Source organism: Dehalobacter sp. DCA (assembly GCF_000305775.1).
Classification (GTDB): Bacteria; Bacillota; Desulfitobacteriia; order Desulfitobacteriales; family Syntrophobotulaceae; genus Dehalobacter; species Dehalobacter alkaniphilus.
Genome location: NC_018866.1, coordinates 1,726,839 through 1,746,192 on the forward strand (window position 1 = coordinate 1,726,839; position 19,354 = coordinate 1,746,192).

The following is a 19,354-nucleotide window of genomic DNA, read 5'->3' on the forward strand; positions in this document are numbered from 1 at the left end:
GACAACACACAAGACGCATGAAATCCCGCCTCAGTCTCGAGACGGGATTTCATGCGTTTGTTACAGAGATCAACGGTTAATATTAAATATCTTAGCTTCGGGATGAGAAAAAACAACAGCGGTAACAGACGCTTCGGGGTCCATCATGAAATTCTCTGTCAGTGTTATTCCAATCTCCTCCGGTTTCAGCAGTCTGAATAGCTTGGCCTGTTCTTCCAGTGCAGGGTAGATCGGATAGCCCGGAGAAACCCGGATGCCGTTATCAATCCCCCAGATTTTACGCATTTTTTCATGCATGATGTCAGCAAATCCTTCAACCAGCTCCAAGGCCAGGACCTGAAGAAGAAACGACTTCAGGTATTCGCCCTTGTCCCGGTAATTCTCGGCCTTTTCTCTAATTCCCAGGCCCGTAGTCAGCGCAAACATACCAAGATAATCATACGCCTGCTCCTGACCGTCAAGCTTATTCCAGGGACGGACATAATCAGCGAGACAAAGGCCATTATCTTTTTGCTGACGCGGAAAACTGAGTTCTTCAAGGACAATATTTGAAGCTTTCGGACTCAAATTCGGATTCGGATCCGAATTTAGAATAGCGACCGTATTTCCGTTCGCACAGGCCGGATAAAACGCAAATACCCCATTGACCGTAATCAGCTTGTGTTCCTGAATTTCTTCCAGGAACTTCTGAACAAATTTCTGAATTTCTGCTGATTTGTCTTTAGGAACATCTGCAGAATCCAACAGGAGACTTTCCGCTGCCTTGATTTCTTCCTGGGAAGGGTGGCGCAGTTTGTTTTTGACACCGAGATAACGCCTCAGGATAAAAGGCAAATCGAGGTTCGGGACGATCTCCGTCAGTGGATAATCCAGAAGAATCTCCCTTGCTGTATGCTGCGGGCGGCAGACAGGTCCGTCAAAGCTGACCGGCGAAAATTTATTTTCGATGTGGTTGTCAGAAATACTGCCGGAGATACTGTCTGGGATGTTACCGGAAATAGTACCAGCATTACCGACCTGATCATTATTTTTAGCTGCGTTATAGCTTCCTGAATCATTGACTGGCTTTCTTTTGAGACCATTCAGGAGATTCAGGCCAACCATGGCGTCGCGCGCATACAGGACTGGTCCTCCGTATTGCGGGGCAATCTTCTCCTCGGTATATTTGCGCGACAGAGCCGCGCCTCCGAGAATCAGCGGGGTATTGATTCCAGCTGCCTGCAGGTCCTGGGCCGTCAGCAGCATTTGCTGAACCGATTTGACCAGAAGTCCTGATAAACCGATCGCATCAGGGGCCTCTTTCCTAGCCGCTTCAATCAGCTGTTCAGAACTGACTTTGACGCCAAGGTTGACCACCTTATAGCCGTTATTGGACAGGATGATTTCCACAAGATTCTTACCGATGTCATGGACATCGCCCTTGACCGTTGCGAGCAGGATCTTCCCTTTGACCGCCTCTTCAGCTTTCTCCATCTGGGACTCCAGGATGGTCACCGCTGCCTTCATGACTTCAGCGCTCTGCAGAACTTCAGCCACGATCAGCTGGTTCCTGTTAAAGAGGCTGCCGACTTCCTCCATACCTTTCATCAGCGGGCCGTTAATAATTTCAAGCGGCCGGTATTTTGTCAGGGCCTCGTACAGATCATTCTCCAGGCCCTCTTTGGAGCCTTCCACAATCGCTCCTGCCAGCCGTTCCTCAACGGAAAGCCCGGACGTCTGTTTTTGTTCTGTGACCTTTTTCTCTCTGTAAAAATCGGTAAAAGCTTTTAAGGTCTGGTCATTCGTATTTAAGAGCAGATCCTCGGCCAGTTTTTTCTCTTCATGAGGAATCGTCGCATAACGTTCCAGTTTTTCGGAATTGACAATCGCGTAGTCCAGCCCGGCTACGGTATTCAGATAGACGAAAACGGCATTCAGCACTTCCCGGCCTGCTGCAGGCAGACCGAAGGAGACATTGCTGATCCCAAGAATCGTCTTGCATTCCGGATATTTGGCTTTGATCAGCCGCAGACCTTCAATGGTCTCAACTGCGGAACCGAGATACTTGACATCCCCGGTTCCTACCGGGAATGTCAGCGGATCAAAGATAATGTCGGCAGCTGAAAGACCGTATTCATTCACCAGCAGATTGTAAGAGCGTCCGGCCACTTCGAGCTTGCGTTCCCGGGTCAGGGCCATACCCTGTTCATCGATTAAGCCAACCACGACTGCAGCCCCGAATTTTCGGAGCAGCGGAACAACTTCATCAAAGCGTTCCCGTCCGTTTTCAAGGTTGATCGAATTGATAATTGCTTTGCCCTGAATTAGCCGGAGTCCTGCTTCCAAAACCGCAGGATCGGTCGTATCCAGCATCAGCGGCGCTTTGACTTTATTGACAACGTGGGGCAGAAAACTGACCATATCCTTCAACTCGTCCCGGTCGGGATTGGCCACACAGACATCCACGATCTGAGCACCCTTCTTGACCTGGTTTCGGGCAATCTCGGAACCTTCTTCATAATATTCATCGGCAATCAGCTCCTTGAATTTGCGAGAGCCGATCACATTGGCCCGCTCTCCGACCAGCAGCGGCCGGTTTTCTTCTTCAGGCCAGACCGCTTCGAGTCCTGCGACGCTGCTTCGTTCAGCAGCCCGTATTTGTCTCGGAGCGTACTTGGCCAAGGCTGCTGCCAGGGCTTCGATATGACGATCCGTCGTCCCGCAGCATCCACCGGCAATGTTCAGCCACCCTTTGGCTGCGTAAGCGGCCATCTTTCCGGCAAACTCTTCCGGAGTTTCCTGGTAACCGCCTTCTTCATCCGGGAGCCCCGCATTCGGGTAACAGCTCACGGCGCAAGAGGCAAGTCCCTCCAGGGTTCTGAGGTGATCATTCATCAGTTCCGCTCCGGTGCCGCAGTTCATGCCGATGGCAGCCGGCTTCAGGTGCTGTATCGAAATATATAAGGCTTCAATATTCTGTCCTGCGAGCATCGTACCCGAGGGTTCAATCGTCACAGAAACGACCAGCGGCACCTCCCGCCCAAATTCAGCAAAGGCGCGCTGGATCCCGAGTCCTGCCGCCTTGATATTCAGCGTATCCTGACAGGTTTCGACGATCAGCAGATCGACGCCTCCCTTAATAAGGCCAAGTGTCTGACGGCAATAAGCCTCTTCCAGGTCAGTAAAAGTAATACCGCCTCCAAAGGCCAGCATCTTGGTCGTCGGACCCATGGATCCAGCCACAAACCGCGGTTTTTCCGCTGTGGACCATTTATCAGCAGCTTCGCGGGCCAGCCGTGCCGCAGCCTCGTTGATTTCCATATCCCTGTCCCCGAGATGATATTCCCCAAGGACAATATTTGTACCTCCGAAGGTATTGGTTTCAATGATATCCGCACCGGCTTTCAGATAGGCCTCATGAATATCACGCACGATATAAGGACGGGTGAGCGTCAGGATTTCGTTGCAGCCTTCCTGTTCAGGCCCTCCAAAATCTTCAGCAGACAGATCCTTCTGCTGAAGCATGGTCCCCATTGCTCCGTCCAGAATCAGAATTTTTCTCGCAAGCAATTCATTAAAAATCTGTTGTTTCATGGTCTCACCACTTCTTTGCAAACTTTTCCTCCAAGCTTCCCTTGGGTTTATCATATTATTTTACCATGATTATACGATTCGTCCAATCTATACATCTCGTATTTCCTGCGTATTTCCTGCGTAATCATTTTTGTATATTCTAAGCAGCATATCCGGATATCCTGAGCTGCAGAAAATTCTTGTGAAAATTGCTCAAACCGTTAAAATAGTAATATATGGCGATATTTAGACAAATATGACTGTATTCAGTTTCCTTTCAGAATAATCGTGTATTTTAAAGATACAGGAGGAATAAACGAATGGCCAATAAATTCAGAATACTTGTCGTGGATGACGACGCTTCAATCCGCCAGATGCTCAGCCTGGGGCTGAAGCAGGAGGGTTACGATATCGGAACAGCGGACAATGGAAAAAAGGCACTGGAAATAATCCCTGTCTTTGAACCTCATGTCATCATCCTTGACATTATGATGCCGGTCATGGACGGATATGAACTATGTGAATCCATCCCGGAAATATCCGGTGCTTCCATGATTATGCTGACTGCCAAGGATACATCCAAAGACATTGTCAAAGGACTGCGCCTCGGAGCCCATGACTATCTGGTTAAACCTTTTCACTTTGACGAGCTGCTGGCCCGGATCGAGGTTCAGCTGCGTAACCGTTTCCCGGATCTATCCGGCAAAAGAACCATTGGCCGGTTTACGATCGATGAACTGAAAAAGTCAATCCTGCTCGATAATCAGCCTCTGCAGCTTTCTCCTACTGAATATAGACTGCTGTCCTATCTATTATGGAACAGCAACCAAACGTTGAGTAAAGAACAAATCCTGATTCACATCTGGGGTTACGATTTTGAAGGAGAGGACAATATCGTCGAGGTATATATCCGCTATCTTCGAGAGAAACTTGGGGATCTGGACCATACAATTATTAAAACGGTCAGGGGCCTCGGTTACCATCTGCAGACGGAGCAGCAGTAACTGGCAGTCTGCACGAGATATCAAATATCATGCATTTTACACAGGAATATCATGACGCATTGAATGTTTAACATTTCAATTGTTGTGCTTTAAGTATGATCACATTAGGGAGATCATCATGAAAATTAATCCTCTGGAAAAACTGAATATTTGGCGGCAATCCCTGGTAGGGCAGCTCCTGCTGCGTTTCTGGGTGTGCCATATCATTTTTTTTACGTTAATTGGGGCTATTCAGTATACTTCCTTGAAAAATTCCCTGTATCAGAGCGTGGAGCAGAACCTGCTTTCAGACTATTACGCCATACGGAACAGTATGGGGAGCTGGCTTTCGAGCAGTGAGTTTCCTCCGGGAAGATTCTCCGAACTCCGCCCGGGAAATTTTGTGGCGTTTTATACCAGCGACCATCAGCTTAAATCGATTGTTTACAGCTACGGCAAAGCGAACAGCACGGTCCCTAATCTCAGCCACAGCCAACTGCAGTTTGATCTTGCTGAGAAGGCGAGATCCGGCGGATGTTTTGTTTTTCAGGATACCGACGAACAGCAGTATATGCTGATGGTGGCCCCGGTCGTAACGAATCAGCTTTCGGTAAACAGTCTCCCCCTGGAACAAAACAACGATATTCATCCCTATGTGGGCTATGCTTTGATCGGTCAGCCGCTGGCTGAACAGGACCTGATCTTGAGCCGAAATCTCAGAGGATATATTTTTAACGCGATCATCATTATTCTGCTCAGTACATTTTTTACAGCGCTGGTTTTGCAGAAACCATTGGAACCGCTTCTGAACATTTCCTCTACGGCCCGCAAGATTGCCGCCGGCCGCTATGACCTGCGCCTTCCGTATATGAATAAAACCGCTTCGGAAATTCAGCAGCTTCGGGAAGCTTTAAACCATATGCTCGGACAGATAGAAAATGCTCTAAATACGGAAAGATCGGCTAAAAACCGGATGGCCCGGTTTATTGCCGATGCTTCTCATGAACTCAGGACTCCGCTGACCTCGATCAGAGGCTTCCTGGAAATACTTCAGCGGACGGGTACGGCAGATAAAGAAACTTTGGATGCCGCCCATCAGACCATGCTGATCGAGACAGAAAGACTGATCAGGCTTACCGAAGGTCTTCTGACCTTAAATCGGATTGCCCAAGAAGAAATAAACAGCGATCATTCCGAAGAGCTCAATTCTGGACTGCACGATGTTCTTCCTGAACTTATGCCGCTTTTGATCCCGCTGCTTAAAGACCGTACTTTCAGATTCAACGGCCAGGATTTCCGGACAATTGACGATTTCGTCTCGGAAGTCCTGGATACGTCGCAAGTGCTTCCATTAAAACCTGATGAACTGAAACAGATTCTGTACAATCTTGTTAATAACGCTATTCAACATACACTTTCCGGCGGAACGATTGATATCCTCGCTAAATCGGAAAATTCCCGTTTTATTCTATCCGTCAGGGATAACGGTGAAGGAATCCCGGCTGAAGACGTTCCTCATATTTTTGAAAGGTTTTTCCAGGGAGACCGTTCCCGTTCCCATGGAAAAGGCCAAGGATCGGGACTCGGCCTGGCAATCGTATCGGAACTGGTGTACCTTCGCGGAGGAGAAATACGGGTCGAAAGCACCCCTGGAGAAGGAACGTCCTTTACGATTTTTTTCCCGCTGGTTCTCGTGAAAAACGATAGCTTGATGACACAAAATGATTGATTGATATGCCACAGATAATTCTACGACAGGATTAATGCCAGGATAAAGCCGAGCATGATGCCGACATTGGCATACTCACTGTGGGAATGGTGACTTTTCGGAATCAGTTCGTCACTGCTGATATAGATCATTGCTCCGGCCGCAAACGCCAGAAAGAAAGCGATGATGAGCGGAGAGATCAGGCCAAGAATCATTCCCAGCCCGGTACCAAGCAGCGTTGACATACCGGTCATGGTCGTAATCAGGACGACCCTCGATTTCCGGACGTTGGCGAGACACAGCGGCATCGCCACACAAAGACCTTCAGCAATATTATGCAGACCGATTGTCAAGGCTGTCATGATACCCATGTGATACGATACTTCGCTGGTCGCGCCGATCGCGATCCCTTCGGGCAGATTATGCAGTGTGATTCCGAGCGCGATAAAATACCCCATCTTGGCATAGTTACTCAAATCCGCTTCAACCTTGTGAATGTGCGGCATTGAAATATCCACCAGAAACAAGAACAGAGCCCCTGCTGCAAAACCGGCAATACAAATGATACTGTTGCTCATGTCCAGGCTGGTCGGAATCAGACTTAAGGCAGATATCCCGATCATGATTCCTGACGCAAATCCGAGCGATATTGAAAGTATCTTGTTCGTGATATTTTTTATTGAGATAGAGATGACAGCGCCAAGCCCGGTGACCAGACCCGCTATCAGCCCGTAGAGTAGAATCGTAATAATAATCACTCCGGTATTATTTCTTCACAACCGCTCTTTCCAGGATGTTGTAGAGTCTGCTAACCATACTCCTGGGATCGATGATCAGCCCGGCGGCAATCTGCGAGTTTTCCAGAATCTGTTCCGCCGCTGCCGCAGCAAATGCGTCGCCCGACTTGCGCAGCTCATTGATTCCCTGAATGACCGGATGCCGGCCGTTAATCTCCAAAATCCCCGCTGGGATACCTTCCATATCCTTGTTCATGATTTGCATCATTTTCTGCATGCTATGCGTTCCGTATGAGCTGAGCACAACGGCGGGACTGTCCACGAGACGTTTGGAAGCACGCACCTCGGTTACCCTGTCCCCAAGTGTTTCTTTGAACCAATCCAATAAGACCTTCACTTCATCCTCGGGAATATCACTTTCGGCATTACTGGGCTGCTCAGCATCTAAATCCGGCAGATCCTGACTGTCCTGTTCGGCCGCAACAATCTTCTTCTCTTTGAACTCAGGAAGCCCGCTTAAGATGTAGTCATCAATCGGTTCATACGTATAGAGCACTTCAATGCCCTTGTCCTTAAAGATCTCAAGATACGGCCCGGATTCAATCACTTTACGATTGGAGCCGCTGACATAATAGATCGCTTTTTGTTCCTCTCTCATTCTTCCGACGTAGCCTTCCAGTGAAATCAGCTCACCTTCAGCCGTCATGTTAGATTCAAAGCGCAGGAGCTTGACCAGTGCGTCCTTGTGGGCATAATCCGAGGCTGCTCCTTCTTTGATAAACCTGCTGAATTTTTCCCAAAATTGATTGTATTTGGCCGGATCATCTTTGGCTTGCTCTTCGAGATACTTTAAAAATCTACCGGTGACTACCTTGTTCAGTTTGGCCACAAGCGCATTGTCCTGAAGGGTCTCCCTGGAAATGTTCAGGGGAAGGTCATCACTGTCAATGACGCCGCGTACAAACCGCATCCACTCCGGCACGATGGCTTCAGATTTTTCCTGAATCAGGACTTTTTTGCAGAATAGGTTAACGCCTCTCTCCATTTTACTGAAGCCAAGCCGCTCATAATTTTCTCCGGGCACAAACAGCAGTGCTTTAATGGAAAGGGGCGCATCGGAGGAAAAGTGCATTCTGTAAAATGGCTCGTCAAAAGCATTGTCAATATATTTATAGAATTCCGTATATTCTTGCTCACTGATTTCAGATGCGTTTTTCGTCCATATTGCTTCGACGGTATTGACCTTTTCACCGTTAACTTTCACGGGATAAGGGACAAAACTCGAATACTGTTTGATAATCCTGTTGATTTCGTCAGCTTTGCTAAAATTATAGGCATTTTCTTTTAACTGGAGAACGATCCTGGTCCCATAATTGCTTTGATCACCCGGTTCTATTAAATAGCTCCCTGCTCCGTTTGAAGACCAGATCCAGCTTTCAGAGTCCGGTCTGAAAGAGCGGGTATAAAGTGTTACTTTCTCCGCAACCATAAACGCCGAATAAAATCCGACGCCGAACTGTCCAATCAGGCTTAAATCGGTATTGCTTCCGGATCCGGCCTTTCTGACCTCTGTCAGCTGTTTGATAAATTCCTTGGATCCTGAATGGGCGATCGTACCCAGATTTTCAATTAGTTCTTCTTTGGTCATTCCGATCCCATTATCGGTAATGGTAAGCGTGTGCTTTTCTTCATCCGTTTCGATGGAAATTTCCAGCGGCTGTTCGGATTCGCTTATCTCATTTTCGGTGAGCCTGCAGTAGCGCAGTTTCTCCGTAGCGTCAGCTGCATTGGATATTAATTCTCTTAAGAAGATCTCTCGCTCCGTATAGAGAGAATTAATAACAATATCCAGCAGCTGGGTGATTTCTGTCTGAAACTCCCTAGTTTCAACATTGTTATTCATCATTACCAACCCTCCCAATCATTTCATATGGCTGTGCTTTGGTTGAATCAAAAATCGACCATCATATTATACCATGGAATGGAAAAAAATCTAACATTCAAATACTTGTTCCTTCAAATACTTGTTCCTCTGACTTTTTTATCGCTGAAACCAAAAAAATATTCCATTATTCAGGATGGTGTTCTAATTTCTGGAATAAAATGATACGTATATAGAGGACTTTTTATGAGTCATCACGAAAAATAATATAACAAATATAGTTTAACAAAATATCATTTTTGAAGATTTATCCGCTAATAGAGTTTGCCATCATTCTTATCGAATGATTAAATCTTTAAATTCCATATCTGAATACAAAAGAAGGTATAGGAGGAAAATATCATGAGATTGACGCGACGGTATCTTGCGCTTTTGCTCGTTTTGCTGCTTCTTTGCGTTGGGGCTTTATCCGGCTGCGGCGGGAAAGAAGAATCAGCTGCCCAAAATGAAGCAACCTCGGCTCCGACAGAAACACAAACACAAACACAAACTTTACCTGATGATAATGAAATTGTATCCGGTCTGATCGGAAAAGGACAGCTGGTCAAAGAAATGGCCTATGATTATGTGATTGTTGGCGGCGGAGCATCTTCGGAAAGCAAAGTCTGGCTCAAGGATCAGAAAATGAAAATGGAGGGCACCTTTAACGGCCCAAAGATGACTTTTATTTTTGATAAGTCCAAGAAAGAGTTTATTACTTATACCTCGGGGCAAAACAGCGCCATAAAAATGACGTTAAGTGAATATAACGGTCCGGACACCACCACCCCTGTTGATTATGTCAGTGGTCTCGTTGAATCTAAGTATACAATAGGCGGGACTGAAACGGTCAACGGCATGGAGTGCAAAGTCCTTACTTTCACCAGTGAAGGATCAACTGTCAAGGAATGGATCAGCACCGAGTACGGCATTGTTGTGAAGGCCCAATATGAGGCAGGGGGCGAGATGACCACTATGGAATTCAAAAACCTGCAAATTGGAACAGGTGCCGTACCCGCTGGGACTTTCGACCTGCCGTCAGGAATGGAAGTGGTCGACATTAACGGCATGATAAATCTCGACAGCAATAAATAACAGATAATAGTAGATGAATGGTTTTTTCATATTTCCGACTGTAGGGCGAACCCCTAAACAAGCGCAACTTAAAATCTGTAAGATACTGTTAATCGTTTTATACTGTTGACAGTATTTTTTAACGGTTTTTATTAACTTAGTGTTGCGTCATATACCCTTTACCGGTTCGTGGATTCCAAAAGTATCCTCCCCTTTGCCGTGAGCGTCCACAAGATTGCTCCCGCTTCTCCGTTTCCTTTGCTGCAGCAGCCCCCGCACCCCTTACATGGTTCATTGACGCAGGCTACATTATCCGCAGTCAGGTATCCAAGTCTTTGCAGGTCATTCAGCATTTGTTTGATCATCTCTGGATCGAGGTCTAATTTTTTTGCCAGCGAAGAAAAGGAGTTTGCTTGTTTATCGGCAATTTCTGTTAACAAATTGATCAGCATCGCAATACCTCCTGCCTATTCTTCATTTCAGATGAACAACGAACCGAGCTGAAAGATCAGCACCGCTGCGATCCAGCCAATGATCAGTGAGTAGAGAACAGAAAACAGTGTCCATTTAACAGAATTGGTCTCCTTTTTAATTATTCCGATTGTCGCTGCACAGGGTGAATAAAGTAGGGTCATTACCATAAAGGCATAGGCGGAGAGCGGCGTAAAATGCTGTGCTAAGACTGTTCCGAGCATTCCTTCGCCTGTCCCGTAAACCAACCCGAACGTCGCAATGATTGCTTCCTTGGCACCGACTCCGACAAGAAGTGCTACAGAGGCCTGCCAGCTGCCAAAACCAGCCGGGAATAATACAGGTGCGATGACTGCGCCTAATTTTCCAAGGAGACTCTCGGTACTGCCTGGTTCAACGCCGATTGGGAAAACAGAAAGTATCCAGATCAGAACGACGATCCCGAGGATCACAGTCCCTGCTTTTCTGACAAACGACTCCGTTTTTTCCCACATGTGCCGTATCAGGCTCTTCAGCGTCGGCAGACGATAAGGCGGGAGTTCCATAACAAAGTAGGATTTTTCCTGCTTGAACAGTGTTTCACTCAGGATTTTCCCCGCGGCAACAGCAACCATGATCCCTAAAAGGTACAGTGAAAAAATGACCAATCCTGCCAACGGTATGATGCCGATCGTTTTGCCCCTGAAGAATGCCCCGGCAAACAGCGCATAGACTGGAAGCCTAGCACTGCAGGAAATAAACGGACTGATTAAAATGCCGATCATACGGTCTTTCCGGCTGTCCAAGGTTCGGGTGGACATGATTCCGGCCACATTGCAGCCGCTGCCGACAATCATGGCAACGGCTGTTTTCCCGTGCAGCCCGACAGCATTCATCAGCCGGTCCATGACATAGGCTGCCCTAGCCATATAGCCGCTGTCTTCAAGAAAAGAAATCAAGAAATACATGGTAAACATCATCGGGACAAATACGAGTACAGAACCCACCCCGCCGATCAGAGCATCGCTGACAAAGGACTGGGCCAGGACCGGAGCATTTACCAGCAAGCCGGAAACATACCGCCCCAGGATCCCGAAGGCGCTGTCCACATAGCCCCCAAGAACATTATTGCCGAGACCCATTGTGATCTGATACAGCAAAAACATCATTACAAAGAACAAAGGAATCCCGATCCATTTATTTGTCACAACCCTGTCAATCATTTCTGTCAGATCTCTTTGCGGAGGCGTTTCCCTACGAACACAATCCCTAATGATTTGGCCAATAAAGGTATAACGCTGGTCTGCCAGATAGATTCCGGGCTCAAGACCAAAACGGCTCGTTATCCTGTCTTTTTCCTTGTCAGCCAGTTTTTCCAGGGTAGGACAACCTGCTATTTGCGTTCGAGCAAACGCCTCATCCTCCAGCAGCCTGACAGCCGCCAAGTTCGCCGATTCTTTACCAGCAATACCTTCTTGGACCAGGGCCTCAGCCAAAGCTCCAGATTCCCGGTTCATCGTTTGCCAATAGTCTGGCTGGACGGGCCGGCCTGGTTTTACTTTCATTGCCGCTGAAGTCTCCAGCAGCTCCCGAATCCCTTTGTTCTTCGTTGCCACTGTAGTGACAACCGGTACGCCAAGAACATCTCCAAGTTTCGCTGTATTGATGAAAATATTCTTTTTCACTGCTTCATCTGTCATATTCAAAGCAATGATTACATTCGTATCCATCTCAATCAGCTGTAACGTGAAATAAAGATTCCTCTCCAGATTTGCTGAGTCAATCACGTTCACAACAACATCGGGTTTTTCCTGCAAAATATAGTTTACCGCAACCATTTCATCTTCCGAACTGGCGGAAAGACTATACGCCCCGGGTAAGTCAATTACGCTGATCTCATTCCCGCTGAACCTGACCGTACCTTCTTTTTTCTCAACGGTTACTCCCGGCCAATTGCCAACATGCTGCCTCGATCCTGTCAACGCATTAAAAATGCTTGTTTTCCCGCAGTTTGGGTTTCCAACAAGAGCTATCGTAAAATTCTTTACCATCTGTTTATCCTTCCCCTGAAACACTTGCGATTAAGCATTTCATACAATATTTGTTTCAATATTTATTGCTGTATATTGCCCTTTAAACAAGGTATAATTTGCGGTGTTCATCATTCGTAATTAAAGACTATATATGATAGTGATTATGATTATCATTTAAAAACCAAAAGTAGGGAGGCAGATTGCTATTATCTGTTTCAAATCTTCTCAACCTGAATTTTCCTGGCGTCGCTTTTACGGATAGCCAGATGATATCCTCTCAGATTAATCTTCATAGGGTCCCCCAACGGAGCTTGGCCGTCAACTTTAAATTCTGTCCCTTTGACCAGGCCCATATCTGTCAGTTTTTTTCTTAATACGGCATCCATGTGTATATTGACAATTCTGGCATTCGAGTTTACGGGTATCTTGTCCATTGTAAGGAAGGTAGCGTCCATTGCAGTCTCCTTATGAATTTTAAAAAATTTGATATTTTGTTCAAATGTCACAATAATTTTGATAATGATTATCGAATTCATATTATTAATATAACGTTTATTGCTCAAAATGTCAATTCGTATCTTCCTATTCAAGTATTGCGCTTTTTATCCTGAGCTTTTTATTGAAATATGCTGAAATAAAATGATATACTTAAATAACCCTTTTTTCAGGGAGTATTTAACTTTACAGGAGGCTGATCTTCCTTTGAATTATTCCGTCTATCTGGTGATCGGTTTAGGCGGCGCACTTGGAGCTATTGCCCGTTATGTACTTTCCACCTGGATTTATCAAAAATATTTTTATACCTTTCCCTGGGGGACCTTCGTCGTCAATATGCTGGGGTGTTTTGTTCTGGGTATTGTCTATGTACTAGGAGTTGAAAACCTGGTGACCAGCCCAAATACCCGTTTATTTATATCTGTGGGTTTTCTGGGCGCGTTTACAACCTTTTCTACGCTGAGCCTTGAAACCCTGAATCTTATTAAGAGCGGAGAGATTATTGTAGCTGTGCTGAACGGTCTGGGAAGCATGCTCGTCGGACTGATTGCCGTCTGGCTTGGAATGAGCCTGACTCAGCTATTAATAAAATAAAGGAAGGGATCTCGATGGTAAAAATATCTGGTCAGGCTAGAAGAATCCGTATCTATATTGGAGAAGCCAGTAAATATAAAGGAGTATCCCTTTATCACACAATTGTCTTAAAGGCCAAAGAGCTGGGCCTGGCTGGTGCAACTGTCTTCAGGGGAATTGAAGGATTCGGCGCCAATACGAGAATAAAAACGTCGAGAATACTGGACCTTTCCAATGACCTTCCGATTGTTATTGAAGTGATAGACAGCGCCGAATATCTGCAGGACTTTCTGCTTTTTTTGGACGAGGTCGTCAACGAAGGATTAATAACCATAGAAGATTTGGAAGTCATGAAATATTTGCCAAAAAAATAAAGCCGTCTTAGCGGCTTTATTGATTTTGATCCAGCAGCAGGAGGTACCGGGCATAACGGGATTCCGAAGGCTCTTTTCGGCCTGAAGAATAGAAAGTGACCTGACCATGACCGTCCTCAGCAAAAAGTTTTCTTTCAGTCAGGATTTTTTTCAGATAATTGACGGTTCCCATACTTCCATCAATAATGTGCGTATCAGCAGGAAACAGTTCCTGCAGAATCCGCTTAAAATATGGAAAGTGTGTGCATCCTAAAACGACAGTACCATACTCGGTCAAATTATGAATGCCAAGTTTGCGATTCAGGTATTTCAGGATCTCATCTTTGTCAAAATAAAAATTTTCAGCATATTCAACAAGCTCCGGAAATGCTTTGCCATCCACAAGATGGTCCTGATCCAGTCTGGTGACCAGGTTTTGATACTTTTCTTCGCGAAGTGTGAGCGGGGTGGCCATGACCAGTATTCTCTTGCAACCATTATTTTCGACAGCTGGTTTTACTGCCGGTTCCATGCCAAGGATTGGAAGATCATATCTTTGGCGAAGCTCCTTGATGGCAATACTCGTCGCCGTATTACAGGCGACTACCAGAACTTTTATCCCTTCAGCAGCCATGAAATCAACAGCATCCAAAACCAGTTTCAGGACTTCTTCCTTGCTTTTGGTCCCATAAGGCACATGATCAATATCCGCGTAATAAATAAAATCCTCCCGGGGCAGCTGCTTGATCGCTTCATGCAGTACGGTGATTCCACCGACCCCGGAGTCAAAGAAGCCTATGCGCATTTTTTTCAACTCACAAACTTTGTTTTTTCTTAATAAATTATAACCTATATCTTGTTAATCTTACAAAGAATATTATCACCATTTTCGTCTTGTTTTTAAAAGAATTTGTTTAAAAATATTTGTTCAAAAATATTCGAACTGTCTATAGAAAAAGTTAAAAAATATGTATAATAAAGTAGTAACTTGAGAGAAAAAGGCTTAAAAATAATATTTGGTATAGGTGCAAGAAAATGAATATAAAACCTATCAATAAAAAATTAAAATTATATGGTTTTAACAACCTGACGAAAACGTTGAGCTTTAATTTCTATGATATCTGCTATGCTTTATCGCAGGATCAACATAAGAAATACATTGAGTATATTGATGAAGAATACAATGCCGACAGGCTGGTTAAAATTCTGACTTCTGTCGCTGAGATCATTGAAGCCAATATTCTGAATATCGCCAATCAGGATTACGATCCTCAAGGTGCCAGTGTCACCATGCTGGTCGCTGAAAATCAGATTATGATCCGTGAACCGATGGAAATCCTTGAAAACGAAGCCCCGGGGCCTGATTCGCAGTCATTGGTCGGTCATCTGGATAAAAGTCATATTACGGTGCATACGTATCCGGAAAACCACCCTGACAAGGGGATTAGTACGTTCCGGGCCGATATCGACGTCTCCACCTGCGGCCAGATTTCGCCGCTAAAGGCTTTAAACTACTTGATTACAAGTTTTGAACCGGATATTGCGATTATCGATTACCGTGTCCGGGGCTTTACCCGGGACGTAAACGGTAGAAAATATTTTATTGATCATAAGATTAATTCCATTCAGAATTTTATTTCGGAAGAGACCAGAAACAGATATCAGCTGATTGATGTCAACGTCTATCAGGATAATATTTTTCACACCAAGATGCTTTTAAGAGAGTTTGATCTTGATCATTATCTATTCGGAGCTGAGAAAGAAGAGATATCCTCCAGTAAACGGAGAAGGATCAAACAAAGAATTAAACATGAGATGCAGGAGATTTTCTCCGGGAGAAATGTTTTCTAAAAAAAAAGATGCCAAATTAAAGGCATCTTTTCTTGTCTGTCAGCTAAGTTTGGAGACTGCATCGGCATAGGCCAGGGCGCTAGCATCGATGACGTCGGTACTTACTCCCTTGCCGACATAATAATTTCCGTCGGCAAAAATTTTAACCGTTGCATTCCCAAGCGCCTCCTTGCCGCGGCTCACAGATTTAATACTGTAATCCTCGAGCCGGACTTCTTTACCGATAATTCGATCGATTGCTTTAAACACAGCATCGATAGGACCGTTTCCAATTGCGGCATCAGTTATCTCTGTCCCCTGTATTTCCAGGGTAACAGCTGCCGTGGCCGACTGTGTCCCGGCAGTCGCTACGGATATATTCTTTACTTTGATTCTCTTTTGCTCAGGTATGCCTGTTCCCATTAGAATATGCAGATCTTCGTCGTAGATTTCCTGCTTCTTATCTGCCAGCAGTAAGAATTCTTCATAAAGCGTATTCATCTGAGTCTCTTCAAGCTTATATCCGAGCTCTTCCAGCCTGTGTTTGAGAGCATGCCTTCCTGATCTGGCGCTCAGGACCATCTGATTTCTTGGCACTCCGATCGTCTCCGGATCAATAATCTCATAGGTCTGTTTTTCTTTTAGTATTCCATCCTGATGGATTCCTGAAGCGTGCATAAATGCATTCGTGCCAACGATTGCTTTATGGCTCGGCACAGGCACCCCTGTGATCGAGGAAACCAGTCTGCTAGTGGCGGCAATTTCCCGGGTGTTAACAGCCAAATCGATGCCGTAGCGGTCTTTCTGGGTATACATCGCCATAATGACTTCTTCCAAAGCGGTATTGCCGGCTCTTTCCCCTATCCCGTTGATAGTGCCTTCCACCTGATCGGCCCCGGCCATAATCCCGGCTAGAGTGTTTGCTGTGGCCATTCCAAGATCATTATGACAATGGACACTTATTTTCACCCGATCAATATTAGGGACATTCGTTTTGATATAGGAGACCAGTTCGCCGAATTCCCACGGAGTCGCGTATCCAACAGTATCCGGAATATTTACGACGGTTGCTCCGGCCGCGATCACGCGCTCAAATATTTTAGCCAGAAAATCATAATCACTCCGAAAAGCGTCTTCAGCATAAAACTCGACATCGTTCAGATATTTTTTGGCATGTCTGACAGCTTCTTCAGCCTTTTGAATCACCTGTTCCGGTTTTAGCCTGAGTTTTTTCTCCATATGAATCGGGGAAACGGCGATTCCGGTATGAATTCTAGGGTTCTCAGCTTCTTTGAGGGCCTCGGCACAAAGGTCAATATCTTTTTTCACACAACGGGTCAGTCCACACACTGTGATTCCCTTAACCTCCCTGCCAATGATTTTCACAGATTCGAAGTCCCCGGGAGATGAAGCCGGAAAGCCCGCCTCCAAAATGTCTACGCCGAGTGTCGCCAGCTGCTTGGCAATCTCTAGTTTTTCCCGGACATTTAACGTGATCCCGAGAGATTGTTCACCATCCCTTAACGTGGTGTCAAACAAATATAATCTGCGCATTCCAATACCTCCTCATTATAGTTTGTCGCTCCCTGCCATTCGTTGAATGCGTCATTCGTCCATCCTTGGACGTCAAAAAGCCTTCGTCTCAATTAATGAGACGAAGGCCAATTCGCGGTACCACTCATGTTAACGGCACATGCCGTTCACTCTACAGGATGCGGGAAAACAGTGAAACCATCTTCCGATATCCCCTTCCTTTTAACGGCGGAAGACTCCGTCCGGTCCTACTGCCTAAATGGTTTCAGCCGGCAACTCAAGGGGGAGTTCAGTCTTTCGTCTTGACCGCTTTTCACCAGCCTGCGGCTCTCTGCACAAATACTCCGGACTTATTATTCCCTGTCATCATCTTTTCATATATTCCTATTCACTATATCAGTCCAATTACTTCTTTGTCAATACCTTTGTTAATACCTTTATTCACCGAGACTGTGCATTCTCCACTCACATTCTTTTTTTAACCGCCTAAAGTAATATCCTGCGTATTATACCACTTCAGAGCATCATAGAAATGCTCTTCCTTAAAATCTGGCCAGTAATCATCGAGTACATAGAAATCCGCATAAACACTTTGTGCAGGCAGGAAACCGCTGAGTCGGCGTCTTCCTCCCCAGCGGATCAGCAAATCAACTCTGGAAATATCATTTGATTTTAACTCTTTAATAACCTTTCTCTTATTCTTTTCGGCAGTACGAAGATTTCCCAGATCCCATTCCCAGCCGTAATTGACGAGAAAATTCACTCTAATGCCGCCTTTGCCGACTTTTGTCCGACGCGTATATGGCAGCAGCGCTTTGGGGAACATCTTAGATTCTGTATCGCCAATCACTAACAAGGACACGTCCTCGCTCGCAATCATACCAATTGCATCAATGCAGGCCTGCACAAAAGCTTTCTTCTGAGTAGCTGGTCTTTTGGTATTATCCACTGTAAAACCATAATAGGTCAGTTCTTTGACGCCGGCTCCCCTGCATAATTTCAGAAGTTTAAGTCCTGGGTCCAGACCTTCCCGGTAGCCCATCTCCTTTGGTAATCCATTGTTGTCTGCCCATCGCCGGTTGCCATCTGGGATAACCCCAATATGATTGGGAATTCTCATTCTGGATACTCCTTTACACTATGCCGATAATGTTCGATATTCTCTACAGGTTTACCATTATTGTTTCCAATTATCGTAGATTATTACAAATTATTTTCAGCTAATAAAAAGAAACCTTTGCTGACGCCACGCCTTGGCGTCAGCCATAGCTGCATTTAGATATATCAGAAAGTTGTATTTCTACTTTTTGATATACTAAAATGACTGAGTCGAAATTCTCCATCTCGGCTCAGCCTTAATATTTTTCTGGTTTCTCAATTTCTAAATCTTTGCTGTTATGGCCAGGTTTACCTGCTGCTAGCTCTGAGCCATCCGGCTGGATCTCTGTCTCCGGATATCGTATAGGTACCATCTTTGTAAACAAGACTGTATTTTTCCCTGGGAACCTCTGAGTTCTGCTGAATGACTTCAATCCATTCGTCAGCCACTCCGCAGATAATTGCAACGTGACCGTAAGACCCCTCATTGAAGACCAGCAGGTCTCCTTCCCGGGGTTTTTCATTCCCTCCGTTAACGTACTGAACAAGGCCTCTCTGTTCATTCAGTTTGCCCTGTGCCAGCATCGGATTAAAGAAATATTTGGCGTTCCCAGCGCCGTCAGGCATCTCATGATGATAGATTTCATAATAGAATCGTTTTACAAATTCTACGCACTGCCACTTGTAGCCGTAATAATAACCATCTTTACTATAACTTAAGCCGTGACTGGACATATAATCCGCGCCATTGGAATAGACTGCCACACCTTTGTATTCATCGATTTTCATACCGGCAGCAACGTCAGCCTGCCGGATGAGACGCGCAGTGTCCGCTGCTTCACTGGAATGATCAGCCGTTTGGGCACCGTAGCTTGAGTCTGTCTGAGAATGATCGAGTGCATTGCCGGAAACTATTTTGGATCCCGTTACGACTGCTAAGGCAAATACGATGATTATGATGGCGAGCAACGGTGTCTTGTTTCGTCTGCGATAGTATCGTCTGGATTTCCTCAT

16 protein-coding genes and 1 other annotated feature are annotated in these 19,354 nt (G+C 45.6%); of the genes, 6 read left to right on the top strand and 10 right to left on the bottom strand.

The window, feature by feature from the left end; all coding sequences use genetic code 11:
• Positions 1-69: 69 nt before the first annotated feature.
• Positions 70-3,594, bottom strand: a complete 3,525-nt coding sequence (metH, locus tag DHBDCA_RS08290; RefSeq protein ID WP_015043771.1) for a methionine synthase — start codon at positions 3,592-3,594, stop codon at positions 70-72.
• Positions 3,595-3,872: 278 nt separating this feature from the next.
• On the opposite strand from metH, the gene DHBDCA_RS08295 reads away from it, so the two are divergent.
• Both DHBDCA_RS08295 and DHBDCA_RS08300 read left to right on the top strand, forming a co-directional pair.
• Positions 3,873-4,556 (top strand): response regulator transcription factor, encoded by a 684-nt coding sequence (locus DHBDCA_RS08295; protein WP_015043772.1) that lies wholly within the window; start codon positions 3,873-3,875, stop codon positions 4,554-4,556.
• A 118-nt stretch (positions 4,557-4,674) separates the two neighbouring features.
• On the top strand, positions 4,675-6,264 hold the full coding sequence (locus DHBDCA_RS08300) for a sensor histidine kinase (RefSeq protein ID WP_015043773.1): 1,590 nt from the start codon (positions 4,675-4,677) through the stop codon (positions 6,262-6,264).
• A gap of 20 nt (positions 6,265-6,284) precedes the next feature.
• Here DHBDCA_RS08300 and DHBDCA_RS08305 read toward each other — a convergent pair whose 3' ends face one another.
• A complete protein-coding gene (locus DHBDCA_RS08305) occupies positions 6,285-7,001 on the bottom strand; it encodes a ZIP family metal transporter (RefSeq protein ID WP_015043774.1) in 717 nt (238 codons plus the stop codon).
• Between the two features lie 7 nt (positions 7,002-7,008).
• Complete coding sequence (gene htpG / locus DHBDCA_RS08310) at positions 7,009-8,886, bottom strand: molecular chaperone HtpG (RefSeq protein WP_015043775.1); 1,878 nt, start codon at positions 8,884-8,886, stop codon at positions 7,009-7,011.
• A 378-nt stretch (positions 8,887-9,264) separates the two neighbouring features.
• Between htpG and DHBDCA_RS08315 the strand changes: the two genes are divergently transcribed.
• On the top strand, positions 9,265-9,996 hold the full coding sequence (locus DHBDCA_RS08315) for a LolA family protein (protein ID WP_015043777.1): 732 nt from the start codon (positions 9,265-9,267) through the stop codon (positions 9,994-9,996).
• 158 nt (positions 9,997-10,154) lie between these two features.
• On the opposite strand, the gene DHBDCA_RS08320 is transcribed toward DHBDCA_RS08315, so the two are convergent.
• The 3 genes from DHBDCA_RS08320 to DHBDCA_RS08330 all read right to left on the bottom strand — a co-directional run bounded on the left by DHBDCA_RS08320 (position 10,155) and on the right by DHBDCA_RS08330 (position 12,913).
• Entirely contained in the window at positions 10,155-10,427 is a 273-nt protein-coding gene (locus DHBDCA_RS08320) for a FeoC-like transcriptional regulator (RefSeq protein ID WP_015043778.1), read from the bottom strand.
• Positions 10,428-10,454: 27 nt separating this feature from the next.
• Positions 10,455-12,476, bottom strand: coding sequence for a ferrous iron transport protein B (gene feoB, locus DHBDCA_RS08325; protein ID WP_015043779.1), 2,022 nt, complete (start codon positions 12,474-12,476; stop codon positions 10,455-10,457).
• Positions 12,477-12,673: 197 nt separating this feature from the next.
• Complete coding sequence (locus tag DHBDCA_RS08330; protein WP_015043780.1) at positions 12,674-12,913, bottom strand: FeoA family protein; 240 nt, start codon at positions 12,911-12,913, stop codon at positions 12,674-12,676.
• 247 nt (positions 12,914-13,160) lie between these two features.
• On the opposite strand from DHBDCA_RS08330, the gene crcB reads away from it, so the two are divergent.
• Positions 13,161-13,547: a fluoride efflux transporter CrcB gene (gene crcB, locus DHBDCA_RS08335; protein WP_015043782.1), complete on the top strand. Its 387-nt coding sequence runs from the start codon at positions 13,161-13,163 to the stop codon at positions 13,545-13,547.
• Positions 13,548-13,561: 14 nt separating this feature from the next.
• Entirely contained in the window at positions 13,562-13,900 is a 339-nt protein-coding gene (locus tag DHBDCA_RS08340) for a DUF190 domain-containing protein (protein WP_015043783.1), read from the top strand.
• Positions 13,901-13,916: 16 nt separating this feature from the next.
• Here DHBDCA_RS08340 and murI read toward each other — a convergent pair whose 3' ends face one another.
• Positions 13,917-14,684 (bottom strand): glutamate racemase, encoded by a 768-nt coding sequence (gene murI, locus DHBDCA_RS08345; RefSeq protein ID WP_015043784.1) that lies wholly within the window; start codon positions 14,682-14,684, stop codon positions 13,917-13,919.
• Positions 14,685-14,914: 230 nt separating this feature from the next.
• On the opposite strand from murI, the gene speD reads away from it, so the two are divergent.
• Entirely contained in the window at positions 14,915-15,730 is an 816-nt protein-coding gene (gene speD / locus DHBDCA_RS08350) for an adenosylmethionine decarboxylase (RefSeq protein WP_015043785.1), read from the top strand.
• Positions 15,731-15,769: 39 nt separating this feature from the next.
• On the opposite strand, the gene DHBDCA_RS08355 is transcribed toward speD, so the two are convergent.
• The 3 genes from DHBDCA_RS08355 to DHBDCA_RS08365 form a co-directional block, all read right to left on the bottom strand.
• Entirely contained in the window at positions 15,770-17,263 is a 1,494-nt protein-coding gene (locus tag DHBDCA_RS08355; RefSeq protein WP_015043786.1) for a 2-isopropylmalate synthase, read from the bottom strand.
• A gap of 93 nt (positions 17,264-17,356) precedes the next feature.
• Positions 17,357-17,618 (bottom strand) — a binding site (T-box leader).
• 102 nt (positions 17,619-17,720) lie between these two features.
• Complete coding sequence (gene uppS / locus DHBDCA_RS08360; protein ID WP_015043787.1) at positions 17,721-18,362, bottom strand: polyprenyl diphosphate synthase; 642 nt, start codon at positions 18,360-18,362, stop codon at positions 17,721-17,723.
• A 287-nt stretch (positions 18,363-18,649) separates the two neighbouring features.
• Complete coding sequence (locus DHBDCA_RS08365; protein WP_015043788.1) at positions 18,650-19,354, bottom strand: CHAP domain-containing protein; 705 nt, start codon at positions 19,352-19,354, stop codon at positions 18,650-18,652.

Coding starts and splice junctions, on each gene's coding strand:
- DHBDCA_RS08295 (WP_015043772.1), top strand. CDS start 3,873: ATGGCCAATAAATTCAGAATACTTGTCGTGGATGACGACGCTTCAATC.
- DHBDCA_RS08300 (WP_015043773.1), top strand. CDS start 4,675: ATGAAAATTAATCCTCTGGAAAAACTGAATATTTGGCGGCAATCCCTG.
- htpG (WP_015043775.1), bottom strand. CDS start 8,886: ATGATGAATAACAATGTTGAAACTAGGGAGTTTCAGACAGAAATCACC.
- DHBDCA_RS08315 (WP_015043777.1), top strand. CDS start 9,265: ATGAGATTGACGCGACGGTATCTTGCGCTTTTGCTCGTTTTGCTGCTT.
- DHBDCA_RS08320 (WP_015043778.1), bottom strand. CDS start 10,427: ATGCTGATCAATTTGTTAACAGAAATTGCCGATAAACAAGCAAACTCC.
- feoB (WP_015043779.1), bottom strand. CDS start 12,476: ATGGTAAAGAATTTTACGATAGCTCTTGTTGGAAACCCAAACTGCGGG.
- DHBDCA_RS08330 (WP_015043780.1), bottom strand. CDS start 12,913: ATGGACGCTACCTTCCTTACAATGGACAAGATACCCGTAAACTCGAAT.
- DHBDCA_RS08340 (WP_015043783.1), top strand. CDS start 13,562: ATGGTAAAAATATCTGGTCAGGCTAGAAGAATCCGTATCTATATTGGA.
- murI (WP_015043784.1), bottom strand. CDS start 14,684: ATGCGCATAGGCTTCTTTGACTCCGGGGTCGGTGGAATCACCGTACTG.
- speD (WP_015043785.1), top strand. CDS start 14,915: ATGAATATAAAACCTATCAATAAAAAATTAAAATTATATGGTTTTAAC.
- DHBDCA_RS08355 (WP_015043786.1), bottom strand. CDS start 17,263: ATGCGCAGATTATATTTGTTTGACACCACGTTAAGGGATGGTGAACAA.
- uppS (WP_015043787.1), bottom strand. CDS start 18,362: ATGAGAATTCCCAATCATATTGGGGTTATCCCAGATGGCAACCGGCGA.
- DHBDCA_RS08365 (WP_015043788.1), bottom strand. CDS start 19,354: ATGAGGAAATCCAGACGATACTATCGCAGACGAAACAAGACACCGTTG.